This is a genomic window from Kitasatospora sp. NPDC056327 (genome assembly GCF_042261735.1).
GTDB lineage: Bacteria > Actinomycetota > Actinomycetes > Streptomycetales > Streptomycetaceae > Kitasatospora.
Map to the genome: position 1 here is coordinate 1 of NZ_JBHJRC010000196.1, position 15,907 is coordinate 15,907.

Here is a 15,907-nt window from a genome sequence, read left to right on the forward strand (position 1 = left end):
CCCTTTTTTATCCCCCCGCCCCCCACCTATAAAAACAAAAATTCTTCCGGCGCCCGCTTCTTTTTTCTAAACCCCCCCGCCCCCCGCCCCCCCGCCCCGGGGCCCGGCCCCGTCGGGCGGCGGTCTCAGGCGTAGACCGGGCCGGTGAACTTCTCGCCCGGGCCGGCGCCCGGGGCGTCCGGGACGACCGAGGCCTCGCGGAAGGCCAGCTGCAGCGAGCGCAGGCCGTCGCGCAGCGGCGCGGCGTGGAAGTTGCTGATCTCCGGGGCGCCGGCGGTGACCAGCCCGGCCAGCGCGGTGATGAGCTTGCGGGCCTCGTCGAGGTCCTTGTCCTTCTCGCCGCCCTCGGCGAGGCCGCACTTGACGGCGGCGGCGCTCATCAGGTGCACCGCGACGGTGGTGATCACCTCGACGGCCGGGACCTCGGCGATGTCCCGGGTGAGGTCGTCGAAGCCGATCGCCTCGTCGTCCGCGGCGGGGTTCTGGGTGGGCTCGCTGCTCAAGGGGGGCTCGTTCCGTCGTGCCGGTGTCCTTACAGAGGGAGCGTACAAGCCGGGACACGAAGGGACGGAATGGCGTTCGATCCCCCGGCGCTGTATGCTTCGAGACTGACCGGCCAGACGTCCTCACGGAGGTCCGGCCAGCAAGTGGAGGCTCCACCCAGGAGGCCCGAGAGGGCAACCGCGAAAGTCTCCCACCCGATCGGCCTCACGGTCGACGGGTCCCGGTCCGCGACGGGCGCCCAGTGCGCCGACGGTCGCCGCGGCACCCCTCACCGGGTGCGGCCCCCGGTTGTGTGGAGCCCCGCTTGTACCGAGCGGGGCTTTTTTCGTGTCGCGGTGTGAACGGCCGAACGGAGCCGGGTACAGCGCAGCACGAATGAAGCCCCGCCCAGTGGTCCAGTCCACTACGTGCGTCCGCCGTCCGACGGCCGCATCGCAGAAGGTGCAACCGAGGAGGCCCCATCAGCACCGAGCCCCGCATCAACGACCGGATTCGCGTCCCCGAGGTGCGACTCGTCGGTCCCAGCGGCGAGCAGGTCGGCATCGTGCCGCTTGCCAAGGCGCTGGAGCTCGCGCAGGAGTACGACCTCGACCTGGTCGAGGTCGCGGCGACCGCCCGGCCGCCGGTGTGCAAGCTCATGGACTACGGCAAGTTCAAGTACGAGTCGGCCATGAAGGCCCGTGAGGCGCGCAAGAACCAGGCGCACACGGTCATCAAGGAGATGAAGCTCCGGCCGAAGATCGACCCGCACGACTATGACACCAAGAAGGGTCACGTCGTCCGGTTCCTCAAGCAGGGCGACAAGGTCAAGATCACGATCATGTTCCGCGGTCGTGAGCAGTCCCGCCCCGAGCTGGGCTTCCGTCTGCTCCAGCGGCTCGCCGACGACGTCCAGGACCTGGGCTTCGTCGAGTCCTCGCCGAAGCAGGACGGCCGAAACATGATCATGGTTCTCGGCCCGCACAAGAAGAAGACCGAGGCGATGGCCGAGGCCCGTGCCGCCGCGGACGCCCGCAAGGCCGAGCGCCAGGGCCGGACCACCGGCCCCGACGCCGGCGTGGAGGCCGACGACGCAGCCGAGCCCGCCGAGCTCGCCGAGGTCCAGGACGCCGCCGACGAGACGGAGGCCCCCGAGGCCGCCGCTCCGGTCGAGCAGCCGGCCGAGGCCTCCCAGGGCGCCTGACCCACCCGGTCGGGACGGCCCGGGAGACCGGCCACCAGGGTGACGGGGCGCCCCGCCCGGTCACCGCAGATCCATCCTTCACGCCCGCGCGGCGCACACCGCGCGGGCGTGGACGGACCGACGAGGAGATACGGCGAAATGCCGAAGCAGAAGACGCACAGTGGCGCCAGCAAGCGCTTCAAGATCAGTGGCTCTGGCAAGGTTCTGCGCGAGCGCGCCGGCCGCCGCCACCTCCTGGAGCACAAGCCCTCGACGCTGACCCGCAAGCTGGCCGGGACGGTCGAGCTGGCCCCCGCCGACGCCAAGAAGATCAAGAAGCTTCTCGGCAAGTGATCGCCCTCCCGCCCGGCGCGAGCCGCGTGCGGGGCAGCTGATCCTTCCCGACCCATTCGAATGACGGACCGCGTGAAGTAGTCCGTGGTCCAACTCAAGGAGTAATCAAGTGGCACGCGTCAAGCGGGCAGTCAACGCCCACAAGAAGCGCCGGGTCATCCTGGAGCGCGCCAGCGGCTACCGCGGCCAGCGCTCGCGCCTGTACCGCAAGGCCAAGGAGCAGGTCACCCACTCGCTGGTCTACAACTTCAACGACCGCAAGAAGCGCAAGGGCGACTTCCGTCAGCTGTGGATCCAGCGCATCAACGCTGCGGCCCGTGCCAACGGCATCACCTACAACCGCTTCGTGCAGGGCCTGAAGGCCGCCAGCGTCGAGATCGACCGCAAGATGCTGGCCGACCTGGCCGTCAACGACCCGGGTGCCTTCGCCGCCCTGGTCGAGGTGGCCCAGAAGGCGCTGCCGGCCGACGTGAACGCCCCGAAGGCCGCCGCCGACGCCGCCTGATCCAGCTGGATCGGTTGAACTCAGCCGACCGGACCCGCAGGCTCGATCCTGCGGGTCCGGTTTTGCGTTACCCCGGTTTTCGCACCACCCCGCTGTCGCGGTCGTACAGAGACGAGACCATGCCGAGCACCGACACCCCCCTGCTGACCTCCCTGCGCTCGCCCCGCGTGATCGCCGCCCGGCGGCTCGCCAAGCGGAACCAGCGGGGCAAGGAACGCCGCTTCCTCGCCGAGGGCCCGCAGGCCGTGCGCGAGGCCATCGCGTTCGGGCGGCTGCCGGGTTCGGGCGAGCACGCCGTCGTCGAGGTGTACGCCACCGCCGAGGCCGCCGAGCGGCACGCCGGGATCGTCGGGGCGGCCCTCGCCGAGGGGCTGCCGGTGCTCACCGCGACCGACGAGGTCGTCGCCGGGATCTGCGACACCGTGACCCCGCAGGGCATCGTCGCGCTCTGCCGCTTCATCGACACCCCCTTCGCCGACGTCCTGGCCGCCCGCCCGAAGCTGGTCGCGGTGCTCGCCCACGTCCGCGACCCCGGCAACGCGGGCACCGTGCTGCGCACCGCCGACGCGGCCGGCGCGGACGCCGTGGTGCTCACCGACGCCTCCGTCGACCTCTACAACCCGAAGGCCGTCCGGGCCTCCGTCGGCAGCCTGTTCCACCTCCCGGTCGCCGTCGGCGTGCCGGTCGAGGAGGCGATCGGCCGGCTGCGCGAGGCCGGGGTGCGGGTCCTCGCCGCCGACGGCGCGGGCGAGCGCGACCTCGACCGGGAGCTCGACGAGGGCACCCTGGGCGCGCCGGGCGCATGGGTGTTCGGGAACGAGGCGTGGGGGCTCCCGGAGGAGACCCGCGCGCTCACCGACGAGGTCGTGCGCGTGCCGATCCACGGGCACGCCGAGAGCCTCAACCTGGCCACCGCCGCCGCGGTCTGCCTCTACGCCTCGGCGCGCGCCCAGCGCTCGCCCGGCGGGTGCCGCGCCGCAGGACAGTAGCCTCGCGGCAACTCGCCGTGGGCCCTATTACCCGAGGCTGTGAGGCGCTAGGGTCTGCCTCGGTGGGGGGAAAGACACGGTGGGTAATCGGGGAGGACACCCATGGTCGGCAGCGGGCCAGAGTTCGACCCGGACGACCTGCCGGACGGCCTGGTGGTCGCCGACGCCCTGGGCCGGGTGGTCTGCTTCAACCGGGCCGCCGCCCGGCTGACCGGCGTCGCCCCGGAGGCCGCGCTCGGCAGCGAGCTGGCGGACGTCCTGCCGCTGGAGGACCTCGACGGCCGCCGCTGGTGGCAGCTGACCGACCCCTACGGCGGCCTGGCCGTCCGCACCAGCCAGCCGGAGCGCAACCTGCTGCTGCCCGGCGGACGCGAGGTGCTGGTCTCCGCCCGCTACGTGCGCAGCCGCCCCCGGGGCCCGGTCGAGCGGCTGGTGATCGCCCTGCGCGGCACCGAGGCGCGCCGCCGCACCGAGCGCAGCCACGCCGAACTGATCGCCACCGTCGCCCACGAGCTGCGCTCGCCGCTCACCAGTGTCAAGGGCTTCACCGCGACCCTGCTCGCCAAGTGGGAGCGGTTCACCGACGGGCAGAAGCGGCTGATGCTGGAGACCGTGGACGCCGACGCCGACCGGGTCACCCGGCTGATCGCCGAGCTGCTGGACATCTCCCGGATCGACGCGGGCCGGCTGGAGCTGCGCAAGCAGGTCGTCGACCTGGCCGCGGCGGTGCGCCGGCACGTCGAGCGCAAGGTCGCCACCGGCATCGCCGAGGACCGCTTCGACATCCGGGTCAGCGAGCCGCTCACCGTGCTGTGGGCCGACCCGGACAAGGTCGACCAGGTGCTCGCCAACCTGCTGGAAAATGCCGTGCGGCACGGCGAGGGAACTGTCACCATCGAGGTGGCACCGGCCAAGGAGGTCGTCGAGGCTCCCGTCTGGGAGCGCCCCGGCACCCCGCCCCGCATCGTGGAAGGCACAGCGGTCACCGTGAGCGACGAAGGCGGCGGCATCCCCGAGGAGGCGGTGCCGCGCGTCTTCACCCGCTTCTGGCGCGGCTCCAAGCGCGGCGGCACCGGGCTCGGCCTCTACATCGTCAAGGGCATCGTGGAGGCCCACGGCGGCTCGATCCGCGTCGACCGCGCACCCGGCGGCGGCGCCCGGTTCCGATTTATCCTGCCCGCCGGGATCCCCGACTTCATGCTGTAGGAAGCCTGAGGGCGGTCCACCGGACGGGCTTGACGGCAGCCCCGCCACACGCTGCGACTACACTCGGCCTTCGGCGTTGTGGAACGCCCTGCGCGGCCGTGCCGCGGACATCCCACCTCCCCCGACCGGAGAGCGGCTGCCCGTGCCCCGGCCACGCCGGGCGTGACGCGAAGGTCCCCTCCTGCCCGTCGGCGGGCCCGGAGGGCGCAGGAGCCCCCTTACCTGAGCACGGACGAGCAGGAGCACGGGAAGATAGAGATGTCGGCACCCAACAAGTCGTACGACCCGGTCGAGGTCGAGGCCCTCAAGCCCGAGGTGGTGGAGGCGGCCCGGGACGAGGCCGTCGCCGCGTTCGCCGCCGCCACCAGCCTCGACGAGCTGAAGCAGGCCAAGGTCGCCCACACCGGCGACCGCTCGGCCCTGTCCCTCGCCAACCGCGAGATCGGCGCCCTGCCCCCGCACGCCAAGGCCGCTGCCGGCAAGCTGATCGGCCAGGCCAGGGGCGCCGTCAACCAGGCGCTCGCCAGGCGGCAGGCCGAACTGGAGGCCGAGCGCGACGCGCGCGTGCTGGTCGAGGAGGCGGTGGACGTCACCCTCCCCTACGACCGTGCCCCGCGCGGCGCCCGCCACCCGCTGACCACGCTGGCCGAGCGCATCGAGGACACCTTCGTCGCGATGGGCTACCAGGTCGCCGAGGGCCCCGAGGTCGAGGCCGAGTGGCTCAACTTCGACGCCCTCAACCTGGGCCCGGACCACCCGGCCCGCTCCATGCAGGACACCTTCTTCGTGCAGGCCCCGGACGGCTCCGCCGACTCCGGCGTGGTGCTGCGCACCCAGACCTCCCCGGTCCAGGCCCGCACCCTGCTCGACCGCGAGCCCCCGGTCTACGTGGTCTGCCCCGGCCGGGTGTACCGCACCGACGAGCTGGACGCCACCCACACCCCGGTCTTCCGGCAGGTCGAGGGCCTGGCCGTGGACGAGGGCATCACCTTCGCCGACCTCAAGGGCACCATCGAGCAGCTGGTCTCCACGCTCATCGGGGACGGCCTGGAGCTGCGCTGGCGGCCCTCCTACTTCCCGTTCACCGAGCCGAGCGCCGAGATCGACCTGCAGTGCTTCGTGTGCCGCGGCGCGTCGGTCGGCAACCCGGACCGGCCCTGCCGCACCTGCGGCTCCGAGGGCTGGATCGAGCTCGGCGGCTGCGGCGTCGTCAACCCGCGGGTGCTGGTCGCCTGCGGCGTGGACCCCAACCGCTACAGCGGGTTCGCCTTCGGCCTGGGCCTGGAGCGGATCCTGATGAACCGTCACAACGTCGCCGACATGCGCGACATGGTCGAGGGTGACGTGCGCTTCACCCTCCCGTTCGGGATGGAGATCTGATGCGCGTCCCGCTTTCCTGGCTGCGCGAGTACGTCGACCTGCCGGCCGGCGAGACCGGCCGCGACGTGGCCGAGCGTCTGGTCCGCGCCGGCCTGGAGGTCGAGACCGTCGAGCAGCTCGGCGGCGACCTCAAGGGCCCGCTGGTGGTCGGCGAGGTGCTCTCCATCGAGGAGCTGACCGGCTTCAAGAAGCCGATCCGGCACTGCTGGGTCAACGTCGGCGAGGCCAACGGCACCGGCGAGCCGCAGGAGATCGTCTGCGGCGCGAGCAACTTCGCCGTCGGCGACAAGGTCGTCGTGGTGCTCCCCGGCGCCGTGCTGCCCGGCCCCTTCCCGATCGCCGCGCGCAAGACCTACGGCCACACCTCGGCCGGCATGATCTGCTCCGCCCGCGAGCTCGGCATGGGCGACGACCACGACGGCATCATCGTGCTCCCGCCGGAGTACGAGCCCGGCACCGACGCCGTCGAGCTGCTCCAGCTCGTCGACGAGGTGCTCGACATCGCCGTCACCCCGGACCGCGGCTACTGCCTGTCGCTGCGCGGCGTCGCCCGCGAGGCCGCCGCCGCCTACGGGCTGCCGCTGGCCGACCCGGCGCTGCTCGACGTGCCGCCGGCCAACTCCTTCGGCTACCTGGTGAAGGTCAACGACCCGGCCGGCTGCGACCGCTTCGTGGCCCGCACCGTGGTCGGCATCGACCCGGCCGCGAAGTCCCCGATCTGGCTCCAGCGCCGGCTGCAGAAGGCGGGCGTCCGCCCGATCTCGCTCGCCGTCGACATCACCAACTACGTGATGCTGGAGGTCGGCCAGCCGCTGCACGCCTACGACAAGCAGCGCGTCGACGGCCCCATCGTGGTCCGCCGGGCCGAGCAGGGCGAGACCCTCACCACCCTCGACGGCGTCAAGCGCACGCTGTCCGCCGAGGACCTGCTGATCTGCGACAACAGCGGCCCGATCGGCCTGGCCGGCGTCATGGGCGGCGCCTCCACCGAGATCCTCGACCCGGCCGCCGGCCCGGGCACCACCGAGGTGATCATCGAGGCGGCGCACTTCGACCCGGTCGCCATCGCCCGCGGCGCCAAGCGGCACAAGCTGCCCTCCGAGGCGTCCAAGCGCTTCGAGCGCGGCGTCGACCCGGAGGCCGCCCGCGCCGCCGCGCAGCGCGCCGTCGACCTGCTGGTGCTGATCGCCGGCGGCACCGCCGAGGCCGGTGTCACCGACATCGCCGCCCCGCACCCGGTGCGCACCATCACCATCGCCGCCGACCTGCCCGACCGGGTCGCCGGCACCGGCTACGGCCGCGAGACCGTCACCCGGCGCCTGCAGGAGATCGGCTGCTCGGTCTCCGGCGCCGACGTCCTGGAGGTCACCCCGCCGACCTGGCGCCCCGACCTCACGGACCCGTACGACCTCGCCGAGGAGGTCATCCGGCTGGAGGGCTACGACAACGTCCCCGCCCGGATGCCCACCGTCCCGCCGGGCAAGGGCCTGACCGAGGCCCAGCGCATCCACCGCCGGGTCGGCGTGGCGCTGGCCGCCGCCGGCTACGTCGAGGTCAACAACTACCCCTTCGTCGGTACGGCGGCCTTCGACGCGCTCGGCCTGGAGGCGGACGACCGCCGCCGCCGGACCGTCACGCTGGTCAACCCGCTCAACGACGAGGAGCCGGGGCTGCGCACCACGCTGCTGCCGGGCCTGCTCGGGGCGCTGCGCCGCAACGTCGGCCGCGGCAACACCGATCTGGCGGTCTTCGAGACGGGCACGGTGTTCCTGCCGAAGGACGAGCTGTCGGTCGCCCCGCGCCCGTCCGTCGACCACCGGCCCAGCGACGAGGAGCTGGCCGCACTGGACGCGGCGCTGCCGCACCAGCCGCGCCGGGTCGCCGTCGCGCTGGCCGGCGAGCGGCTGCCGTCCGGCTGGTGGGGCAAGGGCGCGCCGGCGCTCTGGGCCGACGCCGTCGAGGCCGCCCGTACGGTGGCCCGCGCCGCCGGCGTCGAGCTGACGGTGCGCCAGGGCCGGGTGCTGCCCTGGCACCCGGGCCGCTGCGCCGAGCTGGTGGTGGCCGGCACCGACCGCGTGGTCGGCCACGCCGGTGAGCTGCACCCGCGCGTCGTCAAGGCGATGGGCCTGCCGGAGCGCACCGGCGCGATGGAGCTGGACCTGGATCTGCTGACGGCCGACGGTGCCGCCCGGGTCGACGGCCCGGCGGTCTCCGGCTTCCCGGTGGCCACCCAGGACGTCGCGCTGATCGTCGCCACCGCCGTGCAGGCGGCCGACGTGGAGGCCGCGCTGCGGGCCGGGGCCGGTGAACTGCTGGAGGACATCCGGCTGTTCGACGTCTTCACCGGCGAGCAGGTCGGCGAGGGACGGAAGTCGCTGGCGTACGCGCTGCGGTTCCGCGCCGCGGACCGGACGCTGACCGCCGACGAGGCGAGCGCCGCCCGCGAGGCGGCCGTCGCCGAGGCCGTCGCCCGCACCGGTGCGGTGCTGCGCGGCGCCTGACGCACCCCGGGGTGCCGTGCCCCTGAGGGGGCGTGCGGCGCCCGGCGCGCGCCCGCTGTTCTGCGACGCGCCGCCGAGAGGCCCCGCCCGGGTTTATCCGGGCGGGGCCTTTCGCGCGTCTTTGCCGCCGATCCCCTTGCGCCGCGGCGGGCGTGAACGCTTCAATCAAGTTAGGAAACTTTCCTAACTCTCTCGCAGGCCCGGTCACCCCCATGCCGGGCCAGGGAAACGGAGCGTCAGATGCGCACCCAGCACCGCACCGCCCGCACCGTCCGCCTCGCCCTCGCCGCACTGCTGGTCGCCGCCCCGGCCACGGTCGCGGCCGCCGGCGCCGTCCAGGCCGCGCCCGCCGCCGGCACCGTCCGGCTCGCCGCGGTCGGTCTGGACGACCCGCACAAGAAGGACATCGCCATGCAGCTGGTGTCCAGTGCCGAGAACTCCTCGCTCGACTGGAAGGCCCAGTACAAGTACATCGAGGACATCAACGACGGCCGCGGCTACACCGCCGGCATCATCGGTTTCTGCTCCGGCACCGGCGACATGCTCGAACTCGTCGAGCACTACACCGACCTCAAGCCGGGCAACGTCCTCGCCAAGTACCTCCCGGCGCTGCGCAAGGTCAACGGCACCGACTCGCACAGCGGCCTCGGCTCCGCGTTCGAGCGCGACTGGGCCACCGCGGCCAAGGACGCCGTCTTCCAGCAGGCCCAGAACGAGGAGCGCGACCGGGTCTACTTCAACCCGTCCGTGAAGCAGGCCAAGGCCGACGGCCTGCGCGCGCTCGGCCAGTTCGCCTACTACGACGCCATCGTCATGCACGGCCCCGGCACCAGCACCGACAGCTTCGGCGGCATCCGCGCGGCCGCCCTGAAGAAGGCCAAGTCCCCCGCCCAGGGCGGCGACGAGGCCACCTACCTCAAGGCCTTCCTGGAGGCCCGCAAGGTCGTCATGAAGAAGGAGGACGCGCACTCCGACACCAGCCGGGTCGACACCGAGCAGCTGGTCTTCCTCAACGCCAAGAACTTCGACCTCAACCCGCCGCTGAAGTGGAAGGTCTACGGCGACAGCTACGTCATCAACAGCTGACCCGCCGTCACGTCTTTGCCACGGGCGGGAGGAGCCCGGTGCACCCCGGGGCCTCCCGCCGCCGGCGCTTAATCGGATGACGCTCGAACGCGTGCGCTGGTAGCGTCCCCGCTGTGGCCAAGCTGAACCAGATCATCGCCGTCGAAAAGGGCGTCAAGTCGAAGTCCTTCCAGGAGCTCACGCAGTCCCACCAGGACCTGCAGAAGCCCCCGTTGCTGGCCGGCATCTCCCGGACGTACCAGCCCAAGGACGAGGAGGGCGAGCAGCTTCCCCCCGAGTCCACCCGGGTCCAGATCAAGGCCGAGGACGTGCTCCGGGCCACGGCCACCACCCTGACCCGGCTGTTCGACGTCACCGCGACCAAGGACTGGGCCAACACCGAGGCCCGCGCCGACGTGGTGGTCGACGGCCGCACCCTCGTCACCGGCGCGCCGGTCACCTACCTGCTCTTCCTGGAGAAGCAGCTCACGGACCTGCGGACCTTCGTGCGCAAGCTTCCCGTCCTGGACGCCGCCGAGTCGTGGAACCACGACCCGTCCACGGACTCCTGGAAGACCGAGGCGGTGCGCACCATCCGGACCAGGAAGGTGCCGCGCAACCACGTCAAGGCCGAGGCGACCGAGAAGCACCCGGCCCAGGTCGAGGTCTACTACGAGGACGTCGCGATCGGCTACTGGACGACGGTGAAGTTCTCCGGCGCGCTCCCGGCGCGGCGGGTCAACGAGCTGCTGGAGCGGGTCGAGAAGCTCCAGCAGGCCGTCCAGTTCGCCCGCGAGGAGGCCAACGGGACCGAGGTCGACGACCGCCGGGTCGGCGACGCGGTGTTCGGCTACCTGTTCGGGTAGCCCCATGATCCCCCCGGGTGAGACCGGGGGTGGCGCGACAAGCGCAAGCTGACACTGAGGTTGAAGCTGAACACCGGGGAACGAGTGGGGGTTCGAATCCCTCCTCCGGCACCGCCTGCCGGAGTAGCCCAAGGGCAGAGGCGCCCCGTAAGACTCAGACTCTCGCTCAAGTCTCAGCATTCGCCGCCGAGCGCCGGATCGACCGGGTGTGCGCTACAGCGTGGGTTGCGGGTTCGACTCCCGTCTGCGCCTCTCCGTGGCGCGGTAGCTTCAACGGCAGAGCAACGCTGTGAACCTGACTCACACCCTTAAACGTGCCGGTGCAGAACAATTGGGTGGCACACCAGGGGCCCGGGAGCTGGATACCGCTCCCGGGCCCCGTCACGTGCCCGCCGCGGCCGTCACGCGCACGGCCGGGCCGGTGCGGCCGTCAGGCGGTCGCGGTGTAGTCGTAGAAGCCGCGGCCGGACTTGCGGCCCAGCAGGCCCGCGTCGACCATCCGCGACAGCAGCGGGGGAGCGGCGTACAGCGGCTCCTTGTACTCGTCGTACATCGACTCGGCGATGGAGACGATGGTGTCCAGGCCGATCAGGTCGCACAGCCGCAGCGGGCCCATCGGGTGGGCGCAGCCGGCCTCCATGCCCTTGTCGATGTCGGAGGCGGTCGCCACCCCCGTCTCGAACATCCGCACCGCCGACAGCAGGTACGGCACCAGCAGCGCGTTCACCACGAAGCCGGCCCGGTCGCGGGCGCGGATCGGGGCCTTGCGCAGCACCTCGGTCGCGAACGCCTCCACCCGGTCGGTGGTGGCCGCCGAGGTGGTCAGGGTGGGGATCACCTCGACCAGCTTCTGCACCGGCGCCGGGTTGAAGAAGTGCAGGCCGATCACCTGCTCCGGGCGGGAGGTGGCGGCGGCCAGCTTCACGATCGGGATCGAGGAGGTGTTCGAGGCGAGGATCGCGTCCCGGCGCGCGACCACCCGGTCCAGCGTCTCGAAGATCCGGACCTTGACGTCCTCGCGCTCGGCGACCGCCTCGACCACCAGGTCACGGTCCGCGAAGTCCGCCAGGTCGACCGTGAAGGCCAGCCGGGACAGTGCCTCGTCCTTCTGCTCCTCCGTCAGCTTGCCGCGCTTGACGGCCGTCTCCAGCGAGTTCGTCAGCCGGGCGCGCCCGAACTCCAGCGCCTCCCCGCCGGCCTCGGCGACCAGGACGTCCAGCCCCGCCCGGGCGAACACCTCCGCGATGCCCGACCCCATCAGACCGCAGCCGATCACTCCGACGCGCGCGATGTCACTCACTCAGTTGCCCTTCGGTGGTGCTGGGGGTCGCCCAGCGACAGGTGGCCCAGCAAGCTGCTGTTCGGCGGTTCGGGGACACCGGTATGTGCGGACCGGTGCACCGTCCCGACGACGTTACTACTCCCTACCGGCCAGTAGGTCATCCCCTCCCCGGAGCCGGCCCCGCGTTCGCGCCCCTGCGCCGAACGGGTGGGCCCGTCCGCGTCGCACCTTCGTTCCGCTGCCGCGCCCGCCCGCCGGGCGACAGAATGCGGGCCGGACAGCGGGTGGACGGGAACGGACGGAAGGGAGCACGGGCATGCCGACGGGATCGCTCACGGGACAGGTCGCCCTGGTCACCGGCGCCGGGCGCGGCATCGGCCGGGAGATCGCCATCGGCCTCGCCGCCGAGGGGATGGGCGTCGGCCTGGTCGGACGCACCCACGAGACCCTCACCGACACCCTCAAGGAATGCGTGCGGCACGGCGCGCGCGGCGTCGCCGTCACCGCGGACGTCACCCGCCCCGGCTCCGTGCGCGAGGCCGTGCGCGTCGTCGAACGCGACCTCGGCGCGGTCGACCTGCTCGTCAACAACGCCGGGCAGGTCGACCGCGCCGAGGTCCCGCTCTGGGAGACCGACGTCAACCAGTGGTGGCAGGTCGTCGAGGTCAACCTGCGCGGCCCCTACAACCTGCTGCGCTGCGTCCTGCCCGGCATGGTCGAGCGCGGCCGGGGCCGCGTCGTCAACCTCAACTCCGGCTTCGCGCTGCGCCCCGACGGCCGCTACAGCGCGTACGCCACCTCCAAGGGCGCGCTGCTGCGGCTCTCCGACAACCTCGCCGACTCGCTGGCCGAGCACCACGTGGTGATCCTCGACATCAGCCCCGGCGCGGTCGCCACCGACATGACCGCCGGGATGCCGGTGTTCCGGGACAACGCCGACTGGGCCTCCGTCCCCCGCATGGTCGCCGTCACCGTGGACGTCGCCCGCGGACGCCTCGACGCGCTGCACGGGCGCTTCGTCCACGCCGCGCGGGACGACCTGGAGGAGCTGCTCCGGCGGGCGGAGGAGATCCGCGCGGCGGACGCCCGCACGCTGCGGCTGCGCGCGTACGGGCCCGACGACCCCATGGGCTGACCGGCACGGGGCGGAGCGCGCGGGGGACGGAGCGCGCGAGGCTGTCGGCCGGCGCGCGGGCCCGCCGGGCGCCCTCCGAGGGGGAGCGACCCCTGGGGGAGCGGGCCGGGCCGACGGGGAGCCGGCCCGTTCCGGGCGGGGTCAGGCGCAGAGGCGGCTGGCGGTCACCGGGGTGAGACCGGCCCCGGCCAGGCCGTCCAGGATGCCGGGCAGCGCCTCCACGGTGCAGCGGTGGCCCAGGTGGAGGGCGACCACCGAGCCGCCGCGCACCGAGCCGAGCACCCGGCGCCGGAGTTCGGCCGCGCTCGGGTCGGCGTAGTCGCGCGGGTCCACGTCGAAGGAGAGCACGTGCTCGTAGCCGACCGCCCTGGCCTGCTCCCGCACCATCGGCGTCGCGTACTGGGCGGCCGAGGGCCGGAACCAGCGGCCGATCGAGCCGGTGAGCCGGAGCAGCCGTTCCGCGCACTGGGCGATCTCCTCGCGGGCCCGGTCCGGTGCCATCGTGGAGATGCTCCCGTGGTTCTGGGTGTGGTTGCCCAGCTCGTGGCCGCCGTCCAGGATCCGCCGCGCCATCTGCGGCTGCTGGTCGAGCCAGCTGCCGACGGCCAGCACGGTCAGGCCGACGCCGCGCCGTTCGGCGGTCTCCAGCAGGGCGGTGGCGAGCGCCGGGTCGCCGCTGCCGTGGAAGGTCAGGGCGACGTTGCGGCCGGTGCGCGGCCCGTACGCGACCTCGACCGGGGTGCCGGGCGCCAGCGCGGGCAGCACCGGTGGGGCGGGCGGCGCGGTGGGGGCGGCCGGCCCGGCGGGCGAGGCGCCGGCGGGCGAGGGCCCGTCGGCGGCGGCCGCGGCTGCGGCGGAGGGCACGGGCGAGGCCGGTCCCTCGCCGGCCGCCCAGGCCGGATCCACGGTGCCCGACGGGTCCACCGGGCCCGGACGCACCGCGAACGCCCCCGGGTCGGCCCGGCGGCGGCCGGGGTCCCCGCAGGCGGTGAGCAGCCCGCCGGCGGCGGTGAGGGCGGCCAGCTTGACGGTGGTGCGCAGGACGGTGCGCCGGTCGGCAGTCATCGGCAGCCAGCATAGGGACGGCGCCGGCCGGCGGCGACCGCCCGATCCGGGCGGCCCGGACACCCGCCGCCGGTCCCCGGCGGGCCCGCGCACCATGGTTCGGATGCTGTGGAAACCTGAACTACCGCTGTTTCCAAGGCGTGTCGTCGGCTACGATCACGGCGCACCGTGCGTGGTGGGGAGCCGTCGCCGGCCGTCCGCCGGCCGCGCGGGCCAAGGGGACAGCGGGCGTCCGGCACCGGACGCGGCGGACAGCCAGGGGGCGGCAGATGAGCGAGGACTGGACAGCGGCGGGCGGCGGCACCGGGACCGACTGGGAGTGGGCGCGCGCCGACGACTGGCAGCCGCCCACCGAACTCGACACCGGGGTTCCGCACACCGCGCGGATGTACGACTACTACCTCGGCGGCAAGGACAACTTCGAGGCCGACCGCAAGGCGGCCGAGGCCGCCATCGCCGCCTACCCGGCGCTGCGGCTGCTGGCCCGCACCAACCGCGAGTTCCTCGGCCGCGCCGTCGAGTTCGTGGCCGGCCGGGGCATCCGGCAGTTCGTCGACATCGGCACCGGCATCCCCGCCGTCGGCTCCACCAGCGAGGTCGCCCAGCGGGTCGCCCCGGACGCCCGGGTCGTCTACGTCGACAACGACCCGATCGTGGCGACCCACGCGCGCGCCCTGCTCGCCGGCCACCCGGCGGGCCACACCTCCGTCGTCGAGGCGGACCTGCGGGAACCGGAGTCGATCCTCGAACACCCCGGCCTGCGCGCCGCCGTCGACCTGGCCGAGCCCGTCGCCCTGATGCTGGTCGCCGTCCTGCACTTCATCCGCGACGAGGACGGCGCCGAGCGCATCGTGCGCACCCTGCGCGACGCGCTCGCCCCCGGCAGCGCGCTGATCCTCTCCCACGGCAGCCCCGACTTCGCCTCCCGGGAGAGCGCCGACGGGGGCACCCGGGTCTACCGCAGCGCCAGCGCGCCGCTGGTGCTGCGCCCGCGCGCGGCCGTCGAGCCCTTCTTCGGGGACTTCGCGTTCACCGGCCCCGGCCTCGTCCAGCTGCCGCTCTGGCGCCCCGAGGCCGGCCACGTCCCCACCACGGACCTCCCGGAGGGGTGGCAGGACGTCTCCGCCTACGCCGGGGTCGCCTTCAAGCACGCGTGACCCACGGGACCGCACCGCTGCCGGCGCCGTCGGCAGCGGTGGCGGCCGTCGGAGCGCCGGCGTGCGCCCGCCCTCCGGGCGGCCCACCGCCGCAGCGACCGCGCGCCGGGGCGTGCGCGCGGAAAACCGGGCGACGGGCCAGGTGGGGCGGTGCTAGCTTGCCGGGCATGCGAGCGCTGACCGATCCCGAGATCCGTGCGTCCTTCGTCAACTGCTCGAAGGGCGAGGCGCGGCGGCTCAACCTTCCCCGTGGGCTGGCCGAACTCCCCTGGGAGAACCTCGACTTCCTCGGCTGGCGGGACCAGGGCGCGCCCGACCGGGCCTACCTGGTCGCCGGGCACCGCGGCGAACTCGTCGGCGTCACCCTGCGGGTGCCCTCGTTCCGGCGGAGCATGACCAAGACCAACGTCTGCTCGCTGTGCGTCACCGCCCACGCGGGCTCGGGCGTCGCGCTGCTCACCGCCCGCCGGGCCGGTGCGGCCGGCCGGGAGGGCAACACCGTCGGCACCTACATCTGTGCCGACCTCGCCTGCTCGCTCTACGTGCGCGGACTCCGGAAGTCGGCGGCGATCACCCGTCCGAACGAGTCGCTGCCGCAGGAGGAGCAGATCGCCCGCACGGTGGCCAACCTGGACGCCTTCCTGGTCCAGGTCCGCACCGACACCCTGGCCGCCTGAGCGGGGCCCGCGCTCCACGGAGCGGTCCACCAAACGCTCCACGGACGCCGGACGGGCCC

15 protein-coding genes are annotated in these 15,907 nt (G+C 73.3%); 12 read left to right on the forward strand and 3 right to left on the reverse strand.

Annotation, left to right across the window (positions count from 1 at the left end):
• Window positions 1–125 precede the first annotated feature (125 nt).
• On the reverse strand, window positions 126–503 hold the full coding sequence (locus ACFCX4_RS24930; RefSeq protein ID WP_376146339.1) for a DUF1844 domain-containing protein: 378 nt from the start codon (window positions 501–503) through the stop codon (window positions 126–128).
• Window positions 504–964: 461 nt separating this feature from the next.
• Here ACFCX4_RS24930 and infC point away from each other — a divergent pair, with 461 nt between their 5' ends.
• The 9 genes from infC (at window position 965) to ACFCX4_RS24975 (ending at window position 10,532) form a co-directional block, all read left to right on the forward strand.
• The gene (infC, locus tag ACFCX4_RS24935) at window positions 965–1,687 is read left to right on the forward strand and encodes a translation initiation factor IF-3 (protein WP_376146375.1); all 723 of its coding nucleotides are present in this window, start codon (window positions 965–967) and stop codon (window positions 1,685–1,687) included.
• Between the two features lie 138 nt (window positions 1,688–1,825).
• Window positions 1,826–2,020 carry a 50S ribosomal protein L35 gene (rpmI, locus tag ACFCX4_RS24940; protein ID WP_030055648.1) on the forward strand — a complete coding sequence of 65 codons (195 nt, stop codon included), beginning with the start codon at window positions 1,826–1,828 and terminating at the stop codon, window positions 2,018–2,020.
• A 109-nt stretch (window positions 2,021–2,129) separates the two neighbouring features.
• Window positions 2,130–2,525 carry a 50S ribosomal protein L20 gene (gene rplT / locus ACFCX4_RS24945; protein WP_030395970.1) on the forward strand — a complete coding sequence of 132 codons (396 nt, stop codon included), beginning with the start codon at window positions 2,130–2,132 and terminating at the stop codon, window positions 2,523–2,525.
• Window positions 2,526–2,644: 119 nt separating this feature from the next.
• Window positions 2,645–3,514, forward strand: coding sequence for a TrmH family RNA methyltransferase (locus tag ACFCX4_RS24950; RefSeq protein ID WP_376146342.1), 870 nt, complete (start codon window positions 2,645–2,647; stop codon window positions 3,512–3,514).
• 102 nt (window positions 3,515–3,616) lie between these two features.
• Window positions 3,617–4,720, forward strand: a complete 1,104-nt coding sequence (locus ACFCX4_RS24955) for an ATP-binding protein (protein WP_376146345.1) — start codon at window positions 3,617–3,619, stop codon at window positions 4,718–4,720.
• A gap of 258 nt (window positions 4,721–4,978) precedes the next feature.
• Window positions 4,979–6,100, forward strand: coding sequence for a phenylalanine--tRNA ligase subunit alpha (gene pheS / locus ACFCX4_RS24960; RefSeq protein ID WP_376146348.1), 1,122 nt, complete (start codon window positions 4,979–4,981; stop codon window positions 6,098–6,100).
• Window positions 6,100–8,601, forward strand: a complete 2,502-nt coding sequence (gene pheT, locus ACFCX4_RS24965) for a phenylalanine--tRNA ligase subunit beta (protein WP_376146351.1) — start codon at window positions 6,100–6,102, stop codon at window positions 8,599–8,601. The genes pheS and pheT overlap by 1 nt, the downstream gene beginning before the upstream one ends.
• 240 nt (window positions 8,602–8,841) lie before the next feature.
• Complete coding sequence (locus ACFCX4_RS24970) at window positions 8,842–9,687, forward strand: chitosanase (protein WP_376146354.1); 846 nt, start codon at window positions 8,842–8,844, stop codon at window positions 9,685–9,687.
• Between the two features lie 113 nt (window positions 9,688–9,800).
• Window positions 9,801–10,532: a hypothetical protein gene (locus ACFCX4_RS24975; RefSeq protein ID WP_376146357.1), complete on the forward strand. Its 732-nt coding sequence runs from the start codon at window positions 9,801–9,803 to the stop codon at window positions 10,530–10,532.
• Window positions 10,533–10,962: 430 nt separating this feature from the next.
• Here the strand turns inward: ACFCX4_RS24975 and ACFCX4_RS24980 are convergent, their stop codons facing one another.
• Entirely contained in the window at window positions 10,963–11,832 is an 870-nt protein-coding gene (locus ACFCX4_RS24980) for a 3-hydroxybutyryl-CoA dehydrogenase (RefSeq protein WP_376146360.1), read from the reverse strand.
• 298 nt (window positions 11,833–12,130) lie between these two features.
• Here ACFCX4_RS24980 and ACFCX4_RS24985 point away from each other — a divergent pair, with 298 nt between their 5' ends.
• Complete coding sequence (locus tag ACFCX4_RS24985) at window positions 12,131–12,949, forward strand: SDR family NAD(P)-dependent oxidoreductase (RefSeq protein ID WP_376146362.1); 819 nt, start codon at window positions 12,131–12,133, stop codon at window positions 12,947–12,949.
• A 141-nt stretch (window positions 12,950–13,090) separates the two neighbouring features.
• On the opposite strand, the gene ACFCX4_RS24990 is transcribed toward ACFCX4_RS24985, so the two are convergent.
• Window positions 13,091–14,014 carry a polysaccharide deacetylase family protein gene (locus ACFCX4_RS24990; protein ID WP_376146366.1) on the reverse strand — a complete coding sequence of 308 codons (924 nt, stop codon included), beginning with the start codon at window positions 14,012–14,014 and terminating at the stop codon, window positions 13,091–13,093.
• A gap of 269 nt (window positions 14,015–14,283) precedes the next feature.
• On the opposite strand from ACFCX4_RS24990, the gene ACFCX4_RS24995 reads away from it, so the two are divergent.
• Window positions 14,284–15,171 carry an SAM-dependent methyltransferase gene (locus ACFCX4_RS24995; RefSeq protein ID WP_376146369.1) on the forward strand — a complete coding sequence of 296 codons (888 nt, stop codon included), beginning with the start codon at window positions 14,284–14,286 and terminating at the stop codon, window positions 15,169–15,171.
• Window positions 15,172–15,338: 167 nt separating this feature from the next.
• On the forward strand, window positions 15,339–15,848 hold the full coding sequence (locus tag ACFCX4_RS25000) for an FBP domain-containing protein (RefSeq protein ID WP_376146372.1): 510 nt from the start codon (window positions 15,339–15,341) through the stop codon (window positions 15,846–15,848).
• The last annotated feature ends 59 nt before the right edge of the window (window positions 15,849–15,907 follow it).